The sequence below is a fragment of the Sphingopyxis sp. 550B genome (assembly GCF_057401805.1).
Genome location: NZ_CM171610.1, coordinates 1,186,090 through 1,205,679 on the forward strand (window position 1 = coordinate 1,186,090; position 19,590 = coordinate 1,205,679).

Consider the following 19,590-nt stretch of genomic DNA (forward strand, 5'->3'; position numbering starts at 1 on the left):
CCGTTCCCCGGCGAAAGCCGGGGTCCAGATGGTGCGGCGCTGCCCCGCGTGGACCCCGGCTTTCGCCGGGGAGCAGGTCGGGCCTGCCTGAGCGGCATACGGACCTGATGCGTTCGGGGTGACGGGCGCGAGGCACGCATCTTTCTACCTTTCCGCCCCGGCGACGCGAGGGATGACGCGCCGCGACTTTGCCGCTATAGGCCGCCTCGTCGCCCCGGCGCCGCGCCTCGCCTGAGTCGCTTGTCGCCGGGGTCATTCTTTTGGTTCCGGCAGAAAGTGTTTGCGCCATGGCCCGTCGCCGCCAGATCTACGAAGGCAAAGCGAAGATCCTCTACGAAGGCCCCGAACCGGGCACGCTGATCCAGTATTTCAAGGACGACGCGACCGCTTTCAACGCGCAGAAGCGCGGGACGATCAACGGCAAGGGCGTGCTCAACAACCGGATTTCGGAGCATGTCTTCACGCTGCTCGGCAATATCGGCGTGCCGCATCACTTCATCCGCCGGCTCAACATGCGCGAACAGCTGATCCGCCAGGTCGAGATCGTGCCGATCGAGGTCGTCGTGCGCAACGTCGCTGCGGGTTCGCTGTCGAAGCGGCTGGGGATCGAGGAGGGGACGCAGCTTCCCCGCACGCTGATCGAATATTGCTTCAAGGACGACGCGCTCGGCGATCCGCTGGTCGCGGAGGAGCATATCGCCTGCTTCAACTGGTGCAGCCAGGACGAACTGCACGACATCCAGGACCTGGCGATCCGCATCAATGATTTCATGAGCGGCATGTTCGCGGCGGTCGGCATCCGCCTGATCGACTTCAAGCTGGAGTTCGGGCGCCTGTGGGACGGCGACTACAGCCGCATCATCCTGGCCGACGAGATCAGCCCCGATGGCTGTCGCCTGTGGGACATGACGACGAACGAGAAGCTCGACAAGGACCGCTTCCGCCGCGACCTCGGCGGCGAGGTCGAGGCGTATCAGGAGGTCGCGCGGCGGCTGGGGCTGATGCCCGAGGGCGGAGATACCGCGGTGCTCGACCTGGAAAGCCATCGCAAGAAAAAGGGATAGTCCGCGGTTCGCGGCGGGCGGCGGACGCCGTTCGTCGAAGGATCGCGCGGCCGGCGCTTCCGCGGCTTGACGGGCGGGAAATCGCGGCCAGAACGGACGCATGACGCTTCGCCTGATCCGGCGCGCTTCGGCCGCGCTGTCGCCCCTTCTCCTGCTTGTCGCTCTCGCGCCGCCGACTTTCGCGCGCGCCGATGGCGCGCCGCCCGCCGCCTCCGCCGCCGTCAATCCGCACACCGACGCAGCGCGCGCGTGGAATTTCGCGGCGAGCGACATAGCGGTCGATCCGAACATTGTCTTTGGCGTGCTGCCGAACGGGATGAAATATGCGCTGCTGCGCAACACGACGCCGAAGGACAGCGTCGTGATGCGCCTGCGCTTCGACGTCGGCAGCTTCGCCGAGGCCGACGACCAGCGCGGGCTCGCCCATTTCCTCGAGCATATGGCGTTCAACGGATCGACCCATGTGCCCGAGGGAGAGATGGTCAAGCTGCTCGAGCGCAAGGGGCTGGCGTTCGGCGCCGATACCAACGCCTCGACCGGGTTCGACGAGACGATCTACAAGCTCGACCTGCCGGGCGCCTCGGACGATCTGATCGACACCGGGCTGATGCTGATGCGCGAGACGGCGAGCGAACTGACGATCGACCCGGCGGCGGTCGACCGCGAACGCGGCGTCATCCAGTCCGAACGGCGCGCCGGCGACAATTACCAGCGGCGCAACACGCTCGATCATTTCGCCTTCCTCGCGCCGGGCATGACGATCGCCGACCGCTTCCCGATCGGAACCGAGGCGGTGATCCGCACCGCCACCGCGGCGCGCATCCGCGACCTCTACGACCGCTATTACCGGCCCGAGCGCGCGACGCTGGTGATGGTCGGCGATTTCGACCCGGCGGCAGTCGCGGCGAAGATCGAGGCGCGCTTTTCGGACTGGGCGGGGCGCGGCCCCGCCGGGCCCGATCCCGATATCGGCACGATCGACTATGCGCGGCCGTCCGCCGCCGACGATTTCGTCGACCCGGCGGTCGCCGATACCGTGACGCTGGCGATGTTCAAGCCGTGGGTCGAAGAGGCCGATACGCGGGCGAAGCGTGCCCGCTCGCTCGCCGAATCGGTGGGCGAGGCGATCGTCGGCCGCCGGCTGTCGAAGATCGCGCTGCGTGAGGATTCGCCGATCGTCGGCGGCTCGTTCAGCGAGGCAGCGGGCTGGAAGGTCTTCGACCAGATCACGCTGAGCGCGGTCGCGAAGGAAGGCGCGTGGCGCGAGGCGCTCGCCATCCTCGAACAGGAATATCGCCGCGCGGTCGAGCACGGCTTCACTCAGGCCGAGGTCGACGAACAGGTCGCGATTCGCCGCACTGCGCTGCGCAACGCGGTGGCCGGCGTCGACACGCGGCGCAGCGCTACGCTCGCCGACACGCTGATCAAGGCGGCGAAGGGCGATTTCGTCTTCGTCCGCCCCGAAACCTCGCAGGCCTTGTTCGAACAGGTCGCACCGACGCTGTCGGCCGCGGCGGTCGCCGACGCCTTCCGGGGGCGCGTCGCGGGGATGAGCGCGCCGCTCGCGCGCGTGACGTCGAAGACGGCGATCGAGGGGGGAACCGATGCGATCCTCGCCGAACTGCGCGCCTCGCAGCAGGTCGCGGTGGCCCCGCCGGCCGAGGCGGCGACCGCCGCCTTCGCCTATCAGCATTTCGGCACGCCGGGGACGGTGGTCGCCGACGACCGCGTCGAGGATCTCGGCATCCGCCGCGTCCGCTTCGCCAACCATGTGATGCTGAACATCAAGCGGACCGATTTCCAGAAGGATCGCGTCTATCTGTCGGTGCGCGTCGACGGCGGCGACCTGCTCGCGACGCGCGACGACCCGACGAAGGTGGCGCTTGCCGGGTCGCTCTCGCTCGGCGGGCTCGCCGCGCACAGCCTCGACGAACTGCGCAGCATCCTCGCCGGCCGGACGGTCAGCCCCAGCTTCGGCAGTGGCACCGACGCTTTTGGCGGCAGCGCACTGACCTCGGCGGAGGATTTCGCGCTGCAGGCGAAGCTGATGGCGGCTTTCGTGACACATCCCGGCTATCGCGCCGACGGGCTCGCGCTGATCCGCCGCTACCTGCCGCAGCAATATGCCGCGAACGATGCGACCGCCGCGGCGGTGATCGCGCGCGACGCCGCGGGCATCGTCGCCGACGACGATCCGCGTGCGCAGACGCCGCCGCTCGACCGGCTGATGAGGCTCGACTGGTCGCAGCTCGAACCCGCGATCGCCGACAGCCTGGCCCACGGCGCGATCGAGATCGGCGTCGTCGGCGACATCGACGAACAGGCGGCGATCGACGCGATCGCGGCGACCTTCGGCGCGCTGCCCGACCGCCGCGCCGCCTTCGATCCGCGCACCACGGCGCGGGTGCGGCATTTCGCCACCGACCGCAGCGAACGCACGCTGATCCACAAGGGCCCCGCCGAGCAGGCCGAGCTGCGCGTCTATTGGCCCGCCCGCGACGACAGCGACCTGGCCGAGGCGATGCGGCTCAACCTGCTCGCGCGCGTGATGCAGCTCGAACTGGTCGAGGAGCTTCGCGAGCGGCTGGGCGAGACCTATAGCCCGGGGGCCGGCGCCAGCCTGTCGGACGAATATCCGGGATTCGGCTATCTGGTCGCGGCCGGCAATGTTGATTTCAAGGATCTCGCGACGACGCGCGCCGCGATCTTCGCCATTGCGAAGGCGCTGCGCGACAAGCCGGTCGACGCCGACATGCTCGACCGCGCGCGCCGTCCGCTGGTCGAGGCGATGACCAGGGCGCGACGCGAGAACAGCTATTGGCTCGCCTATGTCGCCGAGGCGACGAGCCGCGCCGACCGCCTCGACCGTAGCCGCAACGGAATCGCGGAAGTCGAGGCCGCGACCCCCGTCGATCTGCAGGCGCTCGCGCGGCGTTATCTGGTCGACGACAAGGCGCTGGTGATCCGGGCGGTGAGCGACAAGGCGGGGTCCTGATCGGGGGACTGGTTCGAATCGGGCGCCGATCGCCTCCCTTCCCGCTTGCGGGAGGGGTGGGGGGGAGGGCCGGCGGCCTTGCGTCGGTTGGCATCCCCTTTCGACAAGTAGCTGTTCCCCGGCGAAAGCCGGGGTCCACGCGGGGCAACGCAATGCCATCTGGACCCCGGCTTTCGCCGGGGAACAGGCCCTTACGTGTGTGAAGGATATATACGCCCCTGCGTCTGCCCACCCCGCCGCGGGTAGCGAGCAAGGTTCGCAACTCTTGCTGTCCCGCTCGCAAGCGTGGGAGTTCGATTCAGCCTCCCCCGACGCTTCCCGGCGCTCTGGCGCGCAGGAAATTGCCGAGTGCGACGAACAGCATTTCGCGGGCGTCGCCGCCGAGCATCTCGCCGCTCAGCCAGTCGAACTGCGCGCGGTTGCCGCGCGCCACGGCGCCGATCATCGTCGCGAGCAGCGCCTCGTCGAAGCTGACGCGCGGGCAGCAGGGCGGGGCAACCGCGAAGGGATCGGGCCAGATCTGGCCAATCGCCTCGACCACCAGCCGGTAACGCCGCGCGGCGAGCACATTGCCCCAGCGCCGTTCGAGTTCGGGCATCGGATCGCGCTCGCTGCGGCGGCAGAGAATGCAATAGCGCAGCGCGAGCACGGCCTGCGCGGCGTCGACGGGCAGGTCGCGGACCAGCGGTTGCGCGGTAAGCCGGCGAACCAGCGTGCTGCTTTCCATGGTGCCTCCCGTCGCGGCCCGGTCGCCTTGCAGTCCTCCCGCCGGGTCCGAAAAAGGTGCCGGCTGCCGCTTTCGCAGCAGCCGGCAGGAGGTGACTGCCTCACCGTGCTATTGAGAATTAATCGCAAATACAAGCAAAAAAAGAGGCACCATGAAGGTGCCTCCGATTCTCGCGGAAATCCGTGCCGGAGGCGCCTTCGCGGCGCCTCCTTGCGGGATGCGTCAATCGTCGCCGGCGGGCTTCGACTGGAGTTGGACGTAATTTTCCATCCCCATCCGCTCGATCATCTCGAACTGCTTCTCGAGTTCGTCGACATGATGCTCCTCGCTTTCGAGGATGTCGGCGAACAGGTCGCGGCTGACATAGTCGCGCACGCCCTCGGCATGGGCGATCGCGTCCTTGAGTAGCGGGATCGCCTCCTCCTCGAGCGCGAGGTCGGCCCTCAGTATCTCCTCGACCGTTTCGCCGACGCGCAGCCGGCCGAGCATCTGGAAGTTGGGCAGGCCGCCGAGGAAGAGGATGCGGTCGGCCAGCTTGTCGGCGTGTTTCATTTCGTCGATCGATTCCTCGCGCTCGAAATGCGCGAGCCGCGCGACGCCCCAATTGTCGAGCATGCGATAGTGCAGCCAATATTGGTTGATCGCGGTCAGCTCGTTCTTGAGCGCCTCGTTGAGGAAATCGATGACCTTTTCGTCGCCCTTCATTTTCTTGTCCTGTCATTGTCCGGGTGGGATGGCGGGCGGCATCATAGCCGCCCGGACCCGGTCAGGCCAAGGCTAAAAAGGACGGAAATCCAAGGAAAATCAGGCAGTCGCCGCAGCGTCGCTGATGATATTGCGAGCGAATGACAGGCACTGGCCGCACTTGGGTTTGCGACCCAATTGCGCATAGGCGGCCTTGGCGCTGCGCAACTCGCCGCTCCGCGCCACATCGCGCAGTTCGCGTTCCCTTATTGCGTTGCAGACACAGACGACCATGTGCGAATCCCTCTCAACAACTCTCCCTCTAGAGATAGTGCGAAGGATTCGCAACAGCAAAGATGCGACTGGTTCGCAATCCCGGTTCGTGGCGCGCCGCGGTTCTTTCGCTCGCCGCCCTCTTTCGCCGCCCCTTGCCCGCGCGGCGATTCGCGGGCATAGGCGCGGTCCTTCTCCCACGCTGCTTCGCAAAGGTCCGCCGCCATGAAAGTCCAGGTTCATGTGACGCTCAAGCCCGGGGTGCTCGACCCGCAGGGCAAGGCGATCCACCACGCGCTCGAAGGGCTGGGCTTTGCGGGCGTCGAGGACGTTCGCGCCGGCCGCTTCATCGAACTCGACGTCGCCGACGACGTGACCGACGCCGACCTCGACGCGATGTGCGCGAAGCTGCTCGCCAATACCGTGATCGAAAACTACCGCATCACCCGCGCCTGACCGGCCGATATCGAAGGAGCCACGCCCATGAAGACCGCCGTCATCGTCTTTCCGGGCTCCAACTGCGACCGCGACATGGCGGTCGCGCTCGAAACCGTGACCGGCCGCGCGCCGGCGATGGTCTGGCACCGCGAGAGCGAACTGCCCGCGGGCACCGATTTCATCGCGCTACCGGGCGGCTTTTCCTATGGCGACTATCTGCGGTCGGGCGCGATGGCGGCGCGCTCGCCGATCCTGCGGGCCGTCGCCGAGGCCGCGGGGCGCGGCGTTCCGGTGCTGGGCGTCTGCAACGGCTTCCAGGTGCTGACCGAGGCACAGTTGCTGCCCGGCGCGCTGATGCGCAACGCGGGACTGAATTTCGTCTGCCGCAGCGTGCGGCTGACCGTCGAGAACAGCCAGTCGCTGTTCACCGCCGGCTATCGCGCGGGCGAGACGATCACGATCCCGGTGGCGCACCACGACGGCAATTATTTCGCCGACGATGCGACGCTCGACCGGCTCGAGGGCGAGGGGCGCGTCGCCTTCCGCTATGCCGATGCGGTCAACGGATCGGCGCGGCGGATCGCCGGGGTGCTCAACGATGCCGGCAATGTGCTGGGCATGATGCCGCACCCCGAGCGCGCGATCGACCCCGCGCACGGCGGCACCGACGGCCTAAGGCTGTTCGAGGCCGCGCTCGGCGTCCTCGCCTGAGGCAACCGGATCGAGCGCTTCGGGCGCATCGCCGCGTGGCGGGTGCAGCCAGCGCCCGACGAGCAGCAGGATCGTCGGCCAGAACATCGTGTTCCAGATGTCGTGCCAGTGCGCCGCGTCGGGCTGGACCGCGGCGTCGCTCGCCTCGACCGTCATATCGAGCCATTCGCCGCCGCACGCCATCGCGAGCACCGCCAGCCAGGCGACGAACCAGCCGCCGCGCCAGCGCCAGATCAGCCGGACGAGCAGGAAGAGCGCGAGGCCGAAATAGATGTGCAGCGCATCCTTGTCGAGCCCGGTCGCCTCGATGACCGAGACCTTCCGCGCCTCGAACAGCGAGGCCAGTTCGATCAGCGTCATGCCGGTTCAGCCTCTGGCGCCGAAGGGATTGAAATCGGTGCCTTCGTCGAAGACGTCGACGCCCTCGCGGCGCTTCAGCGTTCCGACCACCCAATAGGTGAGGGGGGTCAGCGCGGCTTCCCAGCCCGTCTTGATCAGCCATTGCGACAGCACGACCTGCATCAACTGGTCGGGCGGCCATCCGGCAAGCCCGTAAAAGGCGAGCGGGTAGAAAATCAGGCTGTCGAGACCCTGGCCGACGATCGTCGACCCGATGGTGCGCATCCACAGGAAGCGCCCGCCGGTCCACAGCTTCATCCGCGCGAGAACATAGGAGTTGGCGAATTCGCCGGCCCAGAAGGCGGTCATCGAGGCGATGACGATGCGCCAGCTGTTGCCGAAGACGAATTCGTAGCTCGCCTGGCCGGGCCAGCCGTCGGCGGGGGGCAGCGCGACGACGACCCACGCCATGAAGGCCATGAAGGCGAGCGCGGCGAAGCCCGTCCAGATCACCCGCCGCGCGCGTGCATAGCCATAGACCTCGGTCAGCACGTCGCCGATGATGTAGCTGATCGGAAAGAAGAGGACGCCGGCGCCGAACGCCCACTGGCTGCCGTCGGGCATCGGGATGTAGCTGGGTTTCGAGGCGCCGATGATGTTCGACAGCAGCAGGATGGCGACGAAGGCCGCCATCACCAGGTCGTAATAGCGGAAGTGCCGGACGCTGGCGGCGCTGACCTGGGCGGGCCGGGCCGAAGCGGCCGAAGGGGCGACGGGGGAGTCGGGCATGGCGTTGCTGCTTAACCTGCTTTGCGCGATGCGCAAACCACGCTATGCGCCAGCGGGCGCCGACCGCGCCGCGCGCCCGTAGCTCAGCTGGATAGAGCACCCGCCTTCTAAGCGGGTGGTCGCAGGTTCGAATCCTGCCGGGCGCGCCACATTCTCTTGGCCGTCGATCCCCCTGCCGTGGGTTCTGTCGCGACTTCGAATATTCGCGCGACCTCGCCTGGCTGGGCCGGACCGATGGTGGCGTCGACGCGCTGGCGCGTATCGACCGTGCGCCTGTTCGTGTCGAGCCGATCCCCTTTGCCGGTCAGCGATCCCCAAGCGCTGCGGTTCAACCATTCGCGAGGTGCCGGAACGCCGCCTCGAGCGCCGCCATGAGCCGCGCCGGCCGTTCCAGAGGTATCAGATGGCCGGTCCGATCGATGATCGTCATCGTCGATTGCGGGATATGCTCGTGCAGCGTCACGCTTTCCTCGACGGACCTCAGCTCGTCATTGGCTGCGGCGACGACGAGCGTTGGGCACCTGATCTCGCCGAGGCGCGCGGTGTCGTCGTCGCGGCGGAGCCGGGACTGGCGATCGAAGACGTCGCCGCCCAGGCGGCTGCTCATCTGCTGGACGCGCGCGATCAGTTCGTCGCTGCGATGCGCCGGATGAAGGGAGCGGCTGACCGCGCCGCGGCTGAGTTCGCGAAAGCCCGTCCGGCCCAGCTGCGCGGGCGCGCGCGGGGCGCTGCTGCGGGACGATGTCGCGATCAACGCAAGGCCAAGGACCCGTTCCGGCGCCCGATACGCGATCTGCCGGGCAACATATCCACCCATCGAAAAGCCGACCAGCAGGGTGGGTTCGGTCATCGACCGAACGGCGCGGTCCGCCATCGCCTCGATCGAACCGTCCTGCGTCGTATCGGCATCGACGATATGGCCGAGCCGTGCAAGGCCGGGACGCATATCGCTCCACAGGTCGGCGTCGAGCATGAAGCCGGGAACGAGAAGAATATCCATCGGCCCGCTTTGGCACGGCCGATGCCCTTCGTCACCAGCGCGACGCGCAGTACCCCATTACCACGCCCCGGGGGCGCGGTTTCGGCTGCGCCCTCCGCTGCGCGGGTGGTGCGGCCGTCAGTGTGCGCTGCCACTCAGCGTCGACAGCGGGACGTGCCGCCAGAGCTGGCGAATCTCGTCGTCGTGGCCGGTGAGGTCGTACCGCAGCAGCGAGACCGGCAGGCGGCCGGTGTTCATCAGATAATCGTGATAGTCGCGGATCGAGAATTTGTCGCCGAGCTGCCGCTTGCGGTCGACGAGCAGCTTCTGCAACTGCATCGCCCCGATCGTGTAGGTCATCCCATAGCCGGGGGGACGGCGGATATAGATGCCCGCGTCGACGCGCGCGACATTGTCGTCGAGATAGGGCGTCCATTCCTTCCAGAAATTCATCGTCTGCTCGACGCTCATCTCGTTGCGCTGCATCTTCACGTCGCCGATCGTGCGCGCGGCGCGGAACAGGCCAAAGATGTAGATGAGCTCGCGCGTCCGCGGCCGGTCGTCGAACAACCCGAGCTGGAGCGCGGTTTCCTCGAGGTAGAAGCCCCACCCCTCGGTCCGCCCGCTGTCGCTGACGAGGCGGCGGATCGGGTGCGTCACGCGTTTGCCCGTCATGCCGTCGAACCGGTGCCCCGGGAAGGTGGCGTGAAGATGGTCGGGCGAGGCGTCGCGGAACTGCACCTGTTCCCAGAACATCGGGCCGTTCGGCCGGACGATCCATGGGGCGTTGAAGCCGACCTCCTGATAGCTATCCGGAATATAGTCGGGGATCGAGATGATCTCCTCGTCGCGCAGCCATTTGCGGATCTTGGCGTCGGTCCCGGCGAGCTGAGCCTCATATTCCTCGGCCGATCCGGGCAACTGCAGCTCGGGCAGATTGCGGTTGCGGTGCCGCTCGGTCGTGTAGTTCGCCCAGTGCCGCTCGAGCTCGCGCTCGGCGAGCGTGACGATCTGGTCCGAATCATAGGGCATCAGCCGGACGTTCTTCAGGAACCAGTCATAGGCGGGCTTGCCGACGCCGGCCTGCGCGGTCATCGTCGGCCGCGATGCGACGAGCCAGTCGCGAAAGCCCGCGATCGCCTTTTGCGCCGCGTCGATGTCCCCCACCAGTGCGGGCTGCTGCGTCGCGGCGCGTCCGCGCAGGTCGGCGAACCAGCCGATCAGCCCCTCGGGCTCCACCGCGCGATAGGGCATGCCGTGACCGACGCCGTCGCCATGCGACAGGCTGTGGATCGCCAGGTCGGCATAATCGGCGGCGACCGAATCGAGATTGACCCGCGCCTGCGCCAGATAGGCGGGAATGGTCCGCAGCCGCGCCCGGAACGCCGTCAGAGCGTCGCCCTTCAGCGGCAGGTCGGTATAGGCGAGGCGCTGCAGCTCGTCGACATACATGCCCGGATCGCGCGCCCACGGCTTGGTGACGTTGAGCGTGAAGTCCATCAGGTCCATCTGCGCGCGGACGGCCAGATAATCGACCTGCCGGTGGCGGTCCCAGCGCGCGACCCCGAAATCGTGCAGCTTCGCCTGAAAGGCGCGCAGCTCGGCGCGGCGCTTCTCGACGGTGGCGGGGCTGTAATCCACCACGCCGTTCACGGCTGTGGGCGTCTTCCATTCGGTGAAGGCGGCGAACAGCGTGACGAGATCGTCGTAGCTGCCCTGGCCGTCGGGCGGGCCGTCGGGACCGGGCGCCGCCTGCTGGGTGGCCGCCGCGGCTACGGGGATCGGGCTGCTCGCGCCCGCCAGCAGCGCCGCGATGGCCAGGATGGATGCCTTGCGCATGGATCGTCTCCTCCCGTGTATCTGCCGTGACCGGGCCGGCAGTTTCAATTTAGTTCTAAAAACGCGTGAATTTGGTTATGATGTAATGCTTGTGGCGCGAGGTCAAGAGACCATTTTCTGCTGGGCGACGGCATCGGCGGCGGCCGGCGAATTGCAGACGCCGCAGCAGGCAGCGGGCGACCGCGATCGTGGCATGGACAGAGCGATCTTTCCAATACATCTTTATATATCAGCATATTATCTGCTTCTCACCCTTCGGCAGAGTGAAAAGGGTCTCTCGTCCGGGAAGGCTGCTTGCTTCAAAAGTGACAGTTTTCACATTTTTTTATGGCGCGGAATTGACTGTCGCTTCACATTATGCTCAAAATCACGCAACTGTTCACGGGAATGGCGGTAATCAATGCCGGCGACCGTGGAAGTCACAGACGGGTTTCCAGTTCGGGGAGTTTAGGAGCATGGATATGAAGCGGGTTGCAGGCATTCGGGCGGGATTGCGGGGCGGATCGGCGCTCTTCCTGTCGATGGCGGTAATGGGGACGGCCATGGCCCAGACCCCGGTTTCCGAAAATGACGGCATCGCCGACGACAGCGCGGGCATCGTCGTCACCGGGTCGCGCATTCCGCGCCCCGACGTCGATTCGAACAGCCCGGTCAACGTGGTCGGCGAGAGCGAGATCAAGCTGGCGGCGACGGTCGAGAGCGAGCAGCTCCTCAACGCGCTGCCGCAGGCCGTCTCGGGGTCGGGCGCGCAGTCCAACTCCGGCAACGGGTCGGCGACGGTCAACCTTCGCAACCTCGGCGCCGTGCGCACGCTGGTCCTCCAGAACGGCCGCCGCATCGTCGGCGCGTCGCAGGACGGCGTCGTCGACCTCAACATGATCCCGCCCTCGCTGGTGTCGCGGGTCGAGGTCGTCACCGGCGGCGCTTCGGCCGTGTACGGTTCGGACGCGATGGCGGGCGTCGTCAACTTCGTCACCAAGGACGATTTCGAGGGACTCGAGATCGGCGGCTCCTACGGCATCAGCGACGAGGGTGACGCGCAGCGCTACAACGTCGACCTGACCGTCGGCGGCAATTTCGCCGACGGCCGCGGCAATATCGTCTTCCACGGCAGCTATTACGATCGTGCGATGGTCAAGGGCGCGGCCCGCGATCATGCGGTCGTCTATCTGGCCGACGCCATCGTCGACGGAAAGCCGGTGCTGATCCCGTCGGGCAACGGCGTGACGCCGCAGGGCACGATTTTCAGCCCGCAGCTGGTCGGCCTCACCGATCCCTATGGCAACACCATCGGCACCGCGGGCATCTTCTTCGCGCCCGAGGGATGGCGCGCCTATCGCGCGAGCGACGGGTTCAACGACCGTCCCTATACCAATCTGCAGATGCCGATGCAGCGCTGGCAGGGGTCGGTCATCGGTCATTACGACGTGACCGACGATGTCACGGCCTTCTGGGAAGGGTCGTACGTCCACAGCAAGATCAACTCGACGCTGGGCGCCGTGCCGATGAGCAGCTCGGGCTTCATCCCCGGGTTCCAGCTCGACCTGCGCAATCCCTATCTCGCGCCGACTCTGCGCGATTTCCTGAGCGCCAACATGGATGCCGACGGGGATAATCTGGTTCCCGTGAACATCAACCGGCGTCTGCTCGATGGCGGGTCGCGCACCAGCGACCAGACGCGCGATTTCTATCGCTTCGTCGTCGGCCTGCGCGGCAATCTGACCGACCGGCTGAAGTGGGAGGTCTTCTACAACCAGGGCGAGACCAAGGTGACCGACGTCCAGGGCGGCGGCGTGCTCATCGACAATTTCGCCAACGGCTTCCTGACCGATCCGACCGATCCCTACAAGTGCGCGGTCGCCGATCCGAAGTGCGTCGTTCTCAATCCCTTCGGCCTCAATTCGCTGACGCCGGAGATGATGAACTATATCTACACCGACCTCACCAACATCACGACGATCCGGCAGAAGCAGGCCGGCGCGAGCGTGACGGGGTCGCTCTTCTCGCTGCCCGCCGGCGACGTCGGCATCGCGCTGGGCGCGGAATATCGCAAGGAAAGCTCCGCCTTCGATCCCGATCAGCTCTATGTGCAGGGCAAGGCGCTGTCGCGTGCGGCGGGGCTCAGCCCGACCGCGGGATCGTTCGACGTCTCCGAACTCTATGGCGAGCTCTATGTGCCGATCCTCGCCGACATGCCGGGGATCCAGCTGCTCGCGTTCGAGGGCGGCCTGCGCTACTCCGACTATTCGACCGCGGGCGGGGTCTGGTCGTACAAGCTGGGCGGTGAATATTCGCCGTTCCGCGGCCTGAAGCTGCGCGGCCTCTATCAGCGCGCGGTGCGTGCGCCGAACGTCGTCGAACTCTATTCGGGTGCGACGAACACGGCGCCGCAGGCGGTCGACTTCTGCAACGCGACGCCCGAGCGCACGGCGGCGGAGCGCGACTTCTGCGTCAACTCGCTGGGCGTTCCGGGGGCCGTCATCGACGTGTTCCAGCAGGAAAACCAGCAGATCCGCGCGATCACCGGCGGCAATCCGAACCTTCAGGAAGAAACCTCGGACACTTGGTCGGTCGGCGCGGTGGTTCGTCCCGACTTCGTCCCGAACCTTCAGTTGACGGTGGATTATTACAATATCCGCATCAAGGACGCGATCGGATCGTTCGGCGGCGGCCTGCAGTCGGTGATCAACGCGTGCAATGCCAACATGTCGATGAGCAACATCTTCTGTCAGCCGCTCAGCAAGCGGACCCCCGACGGTCAGCTCTATGACGTTGCGCTGCTCAACGCGAACATCGCCAACATGAAGGCGTCGGGCATCGACTATCGTATCGACTACCGGCACAGCCTGGGTTCGGGTAGCCTCAGCTACTATCTGGCGGGCACCTATCTGATCGATTCGATCACGCAGGGCAGCCCGATTGCGAACCCGGTCAATTGTGCCGGCTTCATCGGCGGCGGCAGCTGTTCGACGGCCAACCCCAAGTGGCGCTTCACGCAGCGCCTGACCTGGGAAGTCGACAAGCTGCAGCTTTCGCTCCGCCACCGCTTCATCGGTTCCGCGAAGGATGGTCGAATCGCGGGAGCAAAGGCTTCGGGCGCGGCGATTCCCTTGCTCGCCGTGCCCGAAACCGGCGACGTCCATTACTTCGACCTCAGCGCCAACTATGACGTGATGGACAATTTCAGCTTCTTCGCGGCGGTCGACAATCTGTTCGACCGTGATCCGCCCTACTACCTCTACGAGCGTGAAACCTACGACGCCATCGGTCGCCGGTTCACGATCGGGTTCCGGGCGAACTTCTGAGTGGAAAGGCACCGGCCGCGGCGGCATCATTCCGTCGCGGCCGGGCCGCCGTGCGAAGTGCGTTCAAGCTGGGGTTGCGATAGATGAACGAGATGGGTCTGTTCCGGTCGGTCGGCGTTGCGCTGGCGTTGGCTCTTTCCTCGACGGCGGCAAGCGCGCAGGATCGTCCCGCACCGCATGCCCCCGTCCACGGCGGCGCGAAGGTGGCGGGGACGTCGCTGTCGATCGACGAACTCTATCGCACCAAGAGCCTGATCGGAACGACGCCCGAAGGCTATAGCTGGGCGGCGGACGGTGACACGGTGTTGTTCCTGTGGAACGACGAAGGTTATAGCTTCCGCGACATCTGGTCCTATTCGGTCCGGACGGGGAAGAAGACGCGGCTCACCTTCCTGGGCCGCGACAGCAAGCCCGAGGCCGAGCAGAAAGGGATCGCGCAGGCGGTCGCGCTCGACCGGGGGCGGGTGGCGTTCACGCTGGGCGGACAGCTTCATATCCGCGAGGCGAACGGCACGGTCACGCCGGTCGAAACCGACAAGCAAGCGGTTCGCAAGCTTGCCGTGTCGCCCGACGGCACGCGGCTGGCCTTCATTTCGGGCAACCCCGTCGATACGCGCAATCGCGTGACGCTGGGCGGCGTGCTCTGGGTCCGCGACGTCGCGGCGAAGGGCGGCAATGCCGCGCGCCGCGTCGCGGGGGACGACGATCCCAAGGTCTATATCGGCGATTTCCAGTGGTCGGCCGACGGCAAGGCGATCGCCTTCGAGCAATCCGACGACCGCGCCATGCCCGAGCGCGACATCTATTATTACGCCAAGGGCGGCTTGCAGAACAATCGCGTCATCCGGGCCTTTCCGGGCGACGAGACAACGAAGGCCACGGTCGGCGTCGTCACCCTCGCGTCGGGCGACGTGCGCTTTTTCGACCGCCCGAACGCCAAGGATCATATCTGGGACTATGGCGTGTCGAACGACGGCAAGCGCCTGTTCGTCAGCGGCTCCGACATGGAGGCGAAGGAACACAGCATCTATGTCTTCGACGTCGCGAGCGGGACGCGCGAAACCTTCTATCAGCTGCGCGAGGCGAAGCATCTGCGTCCCGACTGGAAGGTCGCATGGGCGCCGCGCGACGACGGGCTGATCATCCTGACCGACCGTGACGGCTGGCTGCACCTCTATCACCAGCGCGCCGCGGGCGAAGCGCCGCGCCAGATCACGAGCGGCCGGTGGGAGATCGAATCCTTCGCGGTCGACGGCAAGCGCGGCCAGCTCTATTTCACCGCGAACGAATCCTACATCCCCGACCGCCAGCTCTATCGCGTGCCGGTCGCGGGCGGTGCGATCGAGCGGTTGAGCGGCGCCGCGGCCGGAACGCACCAGCCGGTCTATTCACCCGATTTCCGCCATATCGCCGACTGGTACAGCAACGACACCACGCCGCCCGAGCTTTTCCTGATCGACACGGCGAAGCCGGGCAAAGCGGTGCAGGTCACCAAGTCGCCGCAACCCGAATTCTATACCCAGACCTGGGCGAACATCGGCTATGTCGAGTTTCCGAGCCATGTCGACGGCACCAACCTTGTCGCGCGGCTGAGCCTGCCCGCCAACTACGACCCCGCGAAACGCTATCCGGTGATCGTCGGCTCGGTCTATTCGGATGCGGTGCGCAACCAGTGGGGCGGCCGCCGCGCGCACCCGACCTGGGGTCTCGACCAATATTTCGTCGCGCAAGGCTATATCGTCCTCAACGTCAATATCCGCGGATCGTGGGGGCAGGGACGCGACCACAACCAGACGCAATATCAAAGCTATGGCGAGACCGACATCAACGACCTGGAAAGCGGCGTCCGCTATCTGGTCGAGAAGGGCTATGCCGATCCCAGGCGGATCGGCATCTGGGGGTCGAGCTATGGCGGGCTGATGACGATCATGTCGCTGGCGAAGAAGCCCGGCGTCTATGCCGCCGGCATCGCCGGGGCGCCCGCGACGAACGTCTGGCACGCCTATCCGTCGCAGATGTGGATCATGGGGCCGCCCGACGGCGCCGACATGCCGGCCCGCTACGAAGCGCAATCGGCGCTCTATCAGGCCAAGGGCATCAAGGACCGGCTGATGATCATCCACGGAACGCGCGACCCGGTCGTGCTCTATTCCGACACGATCGCGCTGATCGAGGGGATGATCCAGCGCGAGCAGATGTTCGAACTCGTCACCCTGCCCGGCGCCAACCATGCCTGGGCCAGCGACAACCTGCCGCAGGCGCGTTTCGCCTTCAAGAAGATGGTCGATTTCTTCGACCGCAATGTGAAGAACAGGGAGTGACATGCTGCGGCGTGCGATTTCCCTGATGATCGGCGGCGCGGCGCTGCTGTCGGCAACGGGCGCCGCGGCGCAGGCCGAGGTGCAGGCGCTGGGCGCCGACTTCTGGGCGTGGCGCGCCACGACCCAGCCGGCGACGAGCGACGACATTCCGCGGATCGTGCGCCCCGAAAAATGGACGCCCGACTGGTCGCCCGCCGCCGTCGACGCCCAGAAGCGGCAGCTCGCGGCGTTCGAAACGCGGTGGAAGGCGCTCGCGCAGGCGCCGCAGTCGGTCGGCGAGACGGTCGATTACCGGCTGGTCGGATCGGCGCTGGCGCGCGTGCGCTGGGAACTCGACCATGTCGCCGCGTGGCGGCGCCAGCCGCATTTCTATGTTGCGCAGGCGCTGAACCCGATCTTCGAACTGCTGTTGCCGCCGCCGCCGCTCGAACGGGCGCGGATCGACGACGTCATCCGGCTGCTCGGCCACGCGCCGGCGACTCTTGCTGCGGGCAAGACCAATCTCACCGACATGCGCGGGCCGTTCGTCGACGCCGCGCTCGCGCAGGTCGCGCAGGTCCCGTCCAGCCTGAACGGCATGGTCGCCGGCATCGATCCGCACGCGACGCCGGGCCAGCGCCGGCAGCTCCGCACCGCGGCCGACAAGGCGATCGCGGCCTTCGCCGATTTCGAAGCCTTCCTGAACGCCCGGCGCGCCGGCTTGTCCGATGCGACCGCGGTCGGCCGCGACAGCTATCGCTATTTCCTCGGCAGCGTTGCCCTCTATCCCTATTCGCCCGAGGAACTGCAGGTGATGGGGCGGCAGGAATGGGCGCGCTCGGTATTGTTCGAGGAACTCGAGCGCAACCGCAACGCGGGGCTGCCCGAACTGCCGATCGGCGCATCGATCGACGCGGTGACGGCGAAGCTCGACGCCGACGAACGCAAGGTCCGGGCCTTTCTGCGCGACCGCAAGCTGCTGACCGTGCCCGAATGGGTGGGCCATTATAACGCCCAACCCTTTCCGGCCTATCTGGCGCCGATCGGCTGGCTGGGGCGGACCTTCGACCTGACGAGCCGGACGCGTGTCGGACAGAATGCGACCGTCTATCTTCCCGAACCGTCGCCCGGGCTCGGCTATTTCAACCTGTCGATCACCCGCGATCCGCGCCCGATCATCGTGCACGAAGGCGTGCCCGGCCATTTCTTCCAGCTCAGCCTGGGCTGGAAGCATCCGAACCCGCTGCGCCGCCACTATTACGACAGCGGCGCGAACGAGGGGACGGGCTTCTATGCCGAGGAGATGATGCTTCAGGCGGGCCTATGGGCCGACGCGCCCCGGACGCGCGAGATCATCTACAATTTCGCCCGGCTGCGCGCGCTGCGGGTCGAGGTCGACTTGAAGCTGGCGCTTGGCGACTTCAGCATCGCCGAGGCGGCGGACTATCTGGAAAAGATGGTGCCGATGGACCGCGCCACGGCGGAAGAGGAAGCGGTCTTCTTCGCCGCCGCGCCGGGACAGGCGATCAGCTATCAGATCGGCAAGATGCAGACGGCGGAATTCCTGGCCGAGGCGCGGGTGCGCGAGGGCAAGGATTTCGACCTCAAGCGCTTCCACGATTATCTCTGGCTCAACGGCAATGTGCCCATCGCGCTCCAGAAGCAGGAGTATCTGGCGATGGTGGACGGGAAATAGGGAGCGCCATGCGTATTATCCGACTGACCGAACCGCAGTCCGGCCTGTCCGCGCGCTGCCGCCTGATCGAGGATGCGGCGCCCGAATCGGCGGCCTTCCTGTGGGACCTCGCCGAACGCCGCGCGGCGTTCGAAGCCATGCATGCGATCTGGACCGGCCCCGAGATCTCCGTCCCGATGCCGGCCAGCACGCTGCCGGCCGGGATGGCGCAGCCCGCCATCCCGGCCGAGAACGCGACCTCCTATCCCGAGGCGGGCGACATCGTCCTCGCCTATCTCGCCGCGGGCAGCACCAAGGGGCTGCCGCCGGGACCCTTCTACGACATCGGCCTCTTCTATGGCGGCGGCGGGCGCCTGCTGATGCCCTTCGGGTGGATCCAGGCGAATGTCTGTGCCCGCATCCTCGACGAGGATCTGGCCAAGGCGCAGGCCGACTGCCGCGCCATCCGGCGCAACGGCGCCTGCACCCTGACGATTGAAACCGCCTGAGGACGCCCGCCCATGACCTATGACGATCTGATGTCCTTGCTGGGCAACTGGCTGCTCCCGGGATCGCTGGTAGCGATCATGGTGTCGATGGGCCTGTCGCTGACCGCCGACGATTTTCGGCAGGTATTCCGGAACAAGCGCGCGCTGATCTTCGGCGTCTGCTCGATGCTGGTCGTGCCGCCGCTGATCGGGCTCACGCTCGCGCTGACGGTGGTGCCCACCGCGGCGCTCGCGGTCGGCTTCGTCCTGCTCGCGACGACCCCCGGCGGCATGTTGTCGAACCTGTTCACCGACATGGCGAAGGGCGATCTGGCGCTGTCGATGTCGATGACGCTGATCCTCAGCATGATCTATATCTTCGTGGTCCCCTTCTACGCGCATTTCGCGCTGCTCCATTTCATGGGGCTGGAGGCGGACGTGCAGGTGCCGCTCGCCTCCTTCTTCTGGGACATCTTCTCGATCACGGTGCTGCCCGCGACGGTGGGCTTCGCGATCCGCGCGTGGCGGCCCGATTTCGCGATCTGGTTCAAGCGCTACCTGAAGAATGCAGCGACGATCGTCCTGTTCAGCTCCTTCGGCGTGATACTCTACGACCAGGTTCCGGTGCTGCGCGAGAATCTGGGGGCGCTGTTCTGGATCACGGTCGCGCTCAACCTGACCATGGTCGTCGTCGTGATGACCATCGTCCGCTTCGCCGGCTTCTCGCGGCGCGAGAATGTCGCGATCGGGATCGAGCATCTGATGCGACAGGAAGGCACCGCGATCTTCATCGCCGTTTCGATCGTCGGCAACAACGAGATGTCGTTGCCGATGATCATGAACACACCCGTGGCGCTTTGTTTCGTGCTGCTCTTCGTTGCCATCGCGCGGCGGACGGGGCGGTCGGAGCAGGGCGTTCCAGCCACGATCTGAACCATAGCAAGATAGAGCGCCCGGCAAACGGGCGAGCAGGAAAGTTCGCAG

The 19,590-nt window shown here is 66.4% G+C and carries 17 protein-coding genes and 1 tRNA gene; 11 read left to right on the forward strand and 7 right to left on the reverse strand.

From position 1 onward, the window contains the following. The first annotated feature begins 287 nt into the window (after nt 1–287). Nucleotides 288–1,064 carry a phosphoribosylaminoimidazolesuccinocarboxamide synthase gene (gene purC / locus AC2S9W_RS05555; RefSeq protein ID WP_067105320.1) on the forward strand — a complete coding sequence of 259 codons (777 nt, stop codon included), beginning with the start codon at nt 288–290 and terminating at the stop codon, nt 1,062–1,064. Nucleotides 1,065–1,164: 100 nt separating this feature from the next. Next, nucleotides 1,165–4,059 (forward strand): M16 family metallopeptidase, encoded by a 2,895-nt coding sequence (locus tag AC2S9W_RS05560; RefSeq protein ID WP_104959282.1) that lies wholly within the window; start codon nt 1,165–1,167, stop codon nt 4,057–4,059. A gap of 298 nt (nt 4,060–4,357) precedes the next feature. On the opposite strand, the gene AC2S9W_RS05565 is transcribed toward AC2S9W_RS05560, so the two are convergent. The 3 genes from AC2S9W_RS05565 to AC2S9W_RS05575 all read right to left on the reverse strand — a co-directional run bounded on the left by AC2S9W_RS05565 (nt 4,358) and on the right by AC2S9W_RS05575 (nt 5,764). After that, nucleotides 4,358–4,786, reverse strand: a complete 429-nt coding sequence (locus tag AC2S9W_RS05565) for an addiction module antidote protein (protein ID WP_067105322.1) — start codon at nt 4,784–4,786, stop codon at nt 4,358–4,360. A gap of 222 nt (nt 4,787–5,008) precedes the next feature. Beyond that, nucleotides 5,009–5,491 carry a bacterioferritin gene (bfr, locus tag AC2S9W_RS05570; RefSeq protein WP_067105323.1) on the reverse strand — a complete coding sequence of 161 codons (483 nt, stop codon included), beginning with the start codon at nt 5,489–5,491 and terminating at the stop codon, nt 5,009–5,011. Nucleotides 5,492–5,590: 99 nt separating this feature from the next. Next, nucleotides 5,591–5,764: a (2Fe-2S)-binding protein gene (locus AC2S9W_RS05575; RefSeq protein ID WP_067105324.1), complete on the reverse strand. Its 174-nt coding sequence runs from the start codon at nt 5,762–5,764 to the stop codon at nt 5,591–5,593. 204 nt (nt 5,765–5,968) lie between these two features. Between AC2S9W_RS05575 and purS the strand changes: the two genes are divergently transcribed. Then, nucleotides 5,969–6,199, forward strand: a complete 231-nt coding sequence (gene purS, locus AC2S9W_RS05580) for a phosphoribosylformylglycinamidine synthase subunit PurS (RefSeq protein ID WP_067105325.1) — start codon at nt 5,969–5,971, stop codon at nt 6,197–6,199. A gap of 27 nt (nt 6,200–6,226) precedes the next feature. Beyond that, nucleotides 6,227–6,892: a phosphoribosylformylglycinamidine synthase subunit PurQ gene (gene purQ, locus AC2S9W_RS05585; protein WP_067105326.1), complete on the forward strand. Its 666-nt coding sequence runs from the start codon at nt 6,227–6,229 to the stop codon at nt 6,890–6,892. Here the strand turns inward: purQ and AC2S9W_RS05590 are convergent. Both AC2S9W_RS05590 and AC2S9W_RS05595 read right to left on the reverse strand, forming a co-directional pair. After that, nucleotides 6,854–7,252, reverse strand: a complete 399-nt coding sequence (locus AC2S9W_RS05590; RefSeq protein WP_076073648.1) for a hypothetical protein — start codon at nt 7,250–7,252, stop codon at nt 6,854–6,856. The genes purQ and AC2S9W_RS05590 overlap by 39 nt on opposite strands. A 6-nt stretch (nt 7,253–7,258) precedes the next feature. Further along, nucleotides 7,259–8,020 carry a queuosine precursor transporter gene (locus AC2S9W_RS05595; protein WP_076073651.1) on the reverse strand — a complete coding sequence of 254 codons (762 nt, stop codon included), beginning with the start codon at nt 8,018–8,020 and terminating at the stop codon, nt 7,259–7,261. 72 nt (nt 8,021–8,092) lie between these two features. Here AC2S9W_RS05595 and AC2S9W_RS05600 point away from each other — a divergent pair. Further along, nucleotides 8,093–8,169, forward strand: a tRNA-Arg gene (locus tag AC2S9W_RS05600). A 179-nt stretch (nt 8,170–8,348) separates the two neighbouring features. Here the strand turns inward: AC2S9W_RS05600 and AC2S9W_RS05605 are convergent. Both AC2S9W_RS05605 and AC2S9W_RS05610 read right to left on the reverse strand, forming a co-directional pair. Beyond that, a complete protein-coding gene (locus tag AC2S9W_RS05605; protein ID WP_076073654.1) occupies nt 8,349–9,020 on the reverse strand; it encodes an alpha/beta fold hydrolase in 672 nt (223 codons plus the stop codon). Nucleotides 9,021–9,137: 117 nt separating this feature from the next. Then, nucleotides 9,138–10,838, reverse strand: a complete 1,701-nt coding sequence (locus AC2S9W_RS05610; protein ID WP_076073656.1) for a DUF885 family protein — start codon at nt 10,836–10,838, stop codon at nt 9,138–9,140. On the opposite strand from AC2S9W_RS05610, the gene AC2S9W_RS05615 reads away from it, so the two are divergent. The 6 genes from AC2S9W_RS05615 (at nt 10,837) to AC2S9W_RS05640 (ending at nt 19,539) form a co-directional block, all read left to right on the forward strand. Continuing rightward, nucleotides 10,837–11,235: a hypothetical protein gene (locus tag AC2S9W_RS05615; RefSeq protein ID WP_286749595.1), complete on the forward strand. Its 399-nt coding sequence runs from the start codon at nt 10,837–10,839 to the stop codon at nt 11,233–11,235. The genes AC2S9W_RS05610 and AC2S9W_RS05615 overlap by 2 nt on opposite strands. A 64-nt stretch (nt 11,236–11,299) precedes the next feature. Further along, the gene (locus tag AC2S9W_RS05620) at nt 11,300–14,143 is read left to right on the forward strand and encodes a TonB-dependent receptor domain-containing protein (RefSeq protein WP_158682036.1); all 2,844 of its coding nucleotides are present in this window, start codon (nt 11,300–11,302) and stop codon (nt 14,141–14,143) included. 83 nt (nt 14,144–14,226) lie between these two features. After that, nucleotides 14,227–16,464 carry a S9 family peptidase gene (locus AC2S9W_RS05625; protein ID WP_076073662.1) on the forward strand — a complete coding sequence of 746 codons (2,238 nt, stop codon included), beginning with the start codon at nt 14,227–14,229 and terminating at the stop codon, nt 16,462–16,464. A gap of 1 nt (nt 16,465) precedes the next feature. Beyond that, nucleotides 16,466–18,139, forward strand: a complete 1,674-nt coding sequence (locus tag AC2S9W_RS05630; protein WP_486571721.1) for a DUF885 family protein — start codon at nt 16,466–16,468, stop codon at nt 18,137–18,139. Nucleotides 18,140–18,147: 8 nt separating this feature from the next. Beyond that, complete coding sequence (locus tag AC2S9W_RS05635) at nt 18,148–18,627, forward strand: DUF3830 family protein (RefSeq protein WP_067105356.1); 480 nt, start codon at nt 18,148–18,150, stop codon at nt 18,625–18,627. A 12-nt stretch (nt 18,628–18,639) separates the two neighbouring features. Further along, entirely contained in the window at nt 18,640–19,539 is a 900-nt protein-coding gene (locus AC2S9W_RS05640) for a bile acid:sodium symporter family protein (protein WP_067180816.1), read from the forward strand. Nucleotides 19,540–19,590 lie beyond the last annotated feature (51 nt).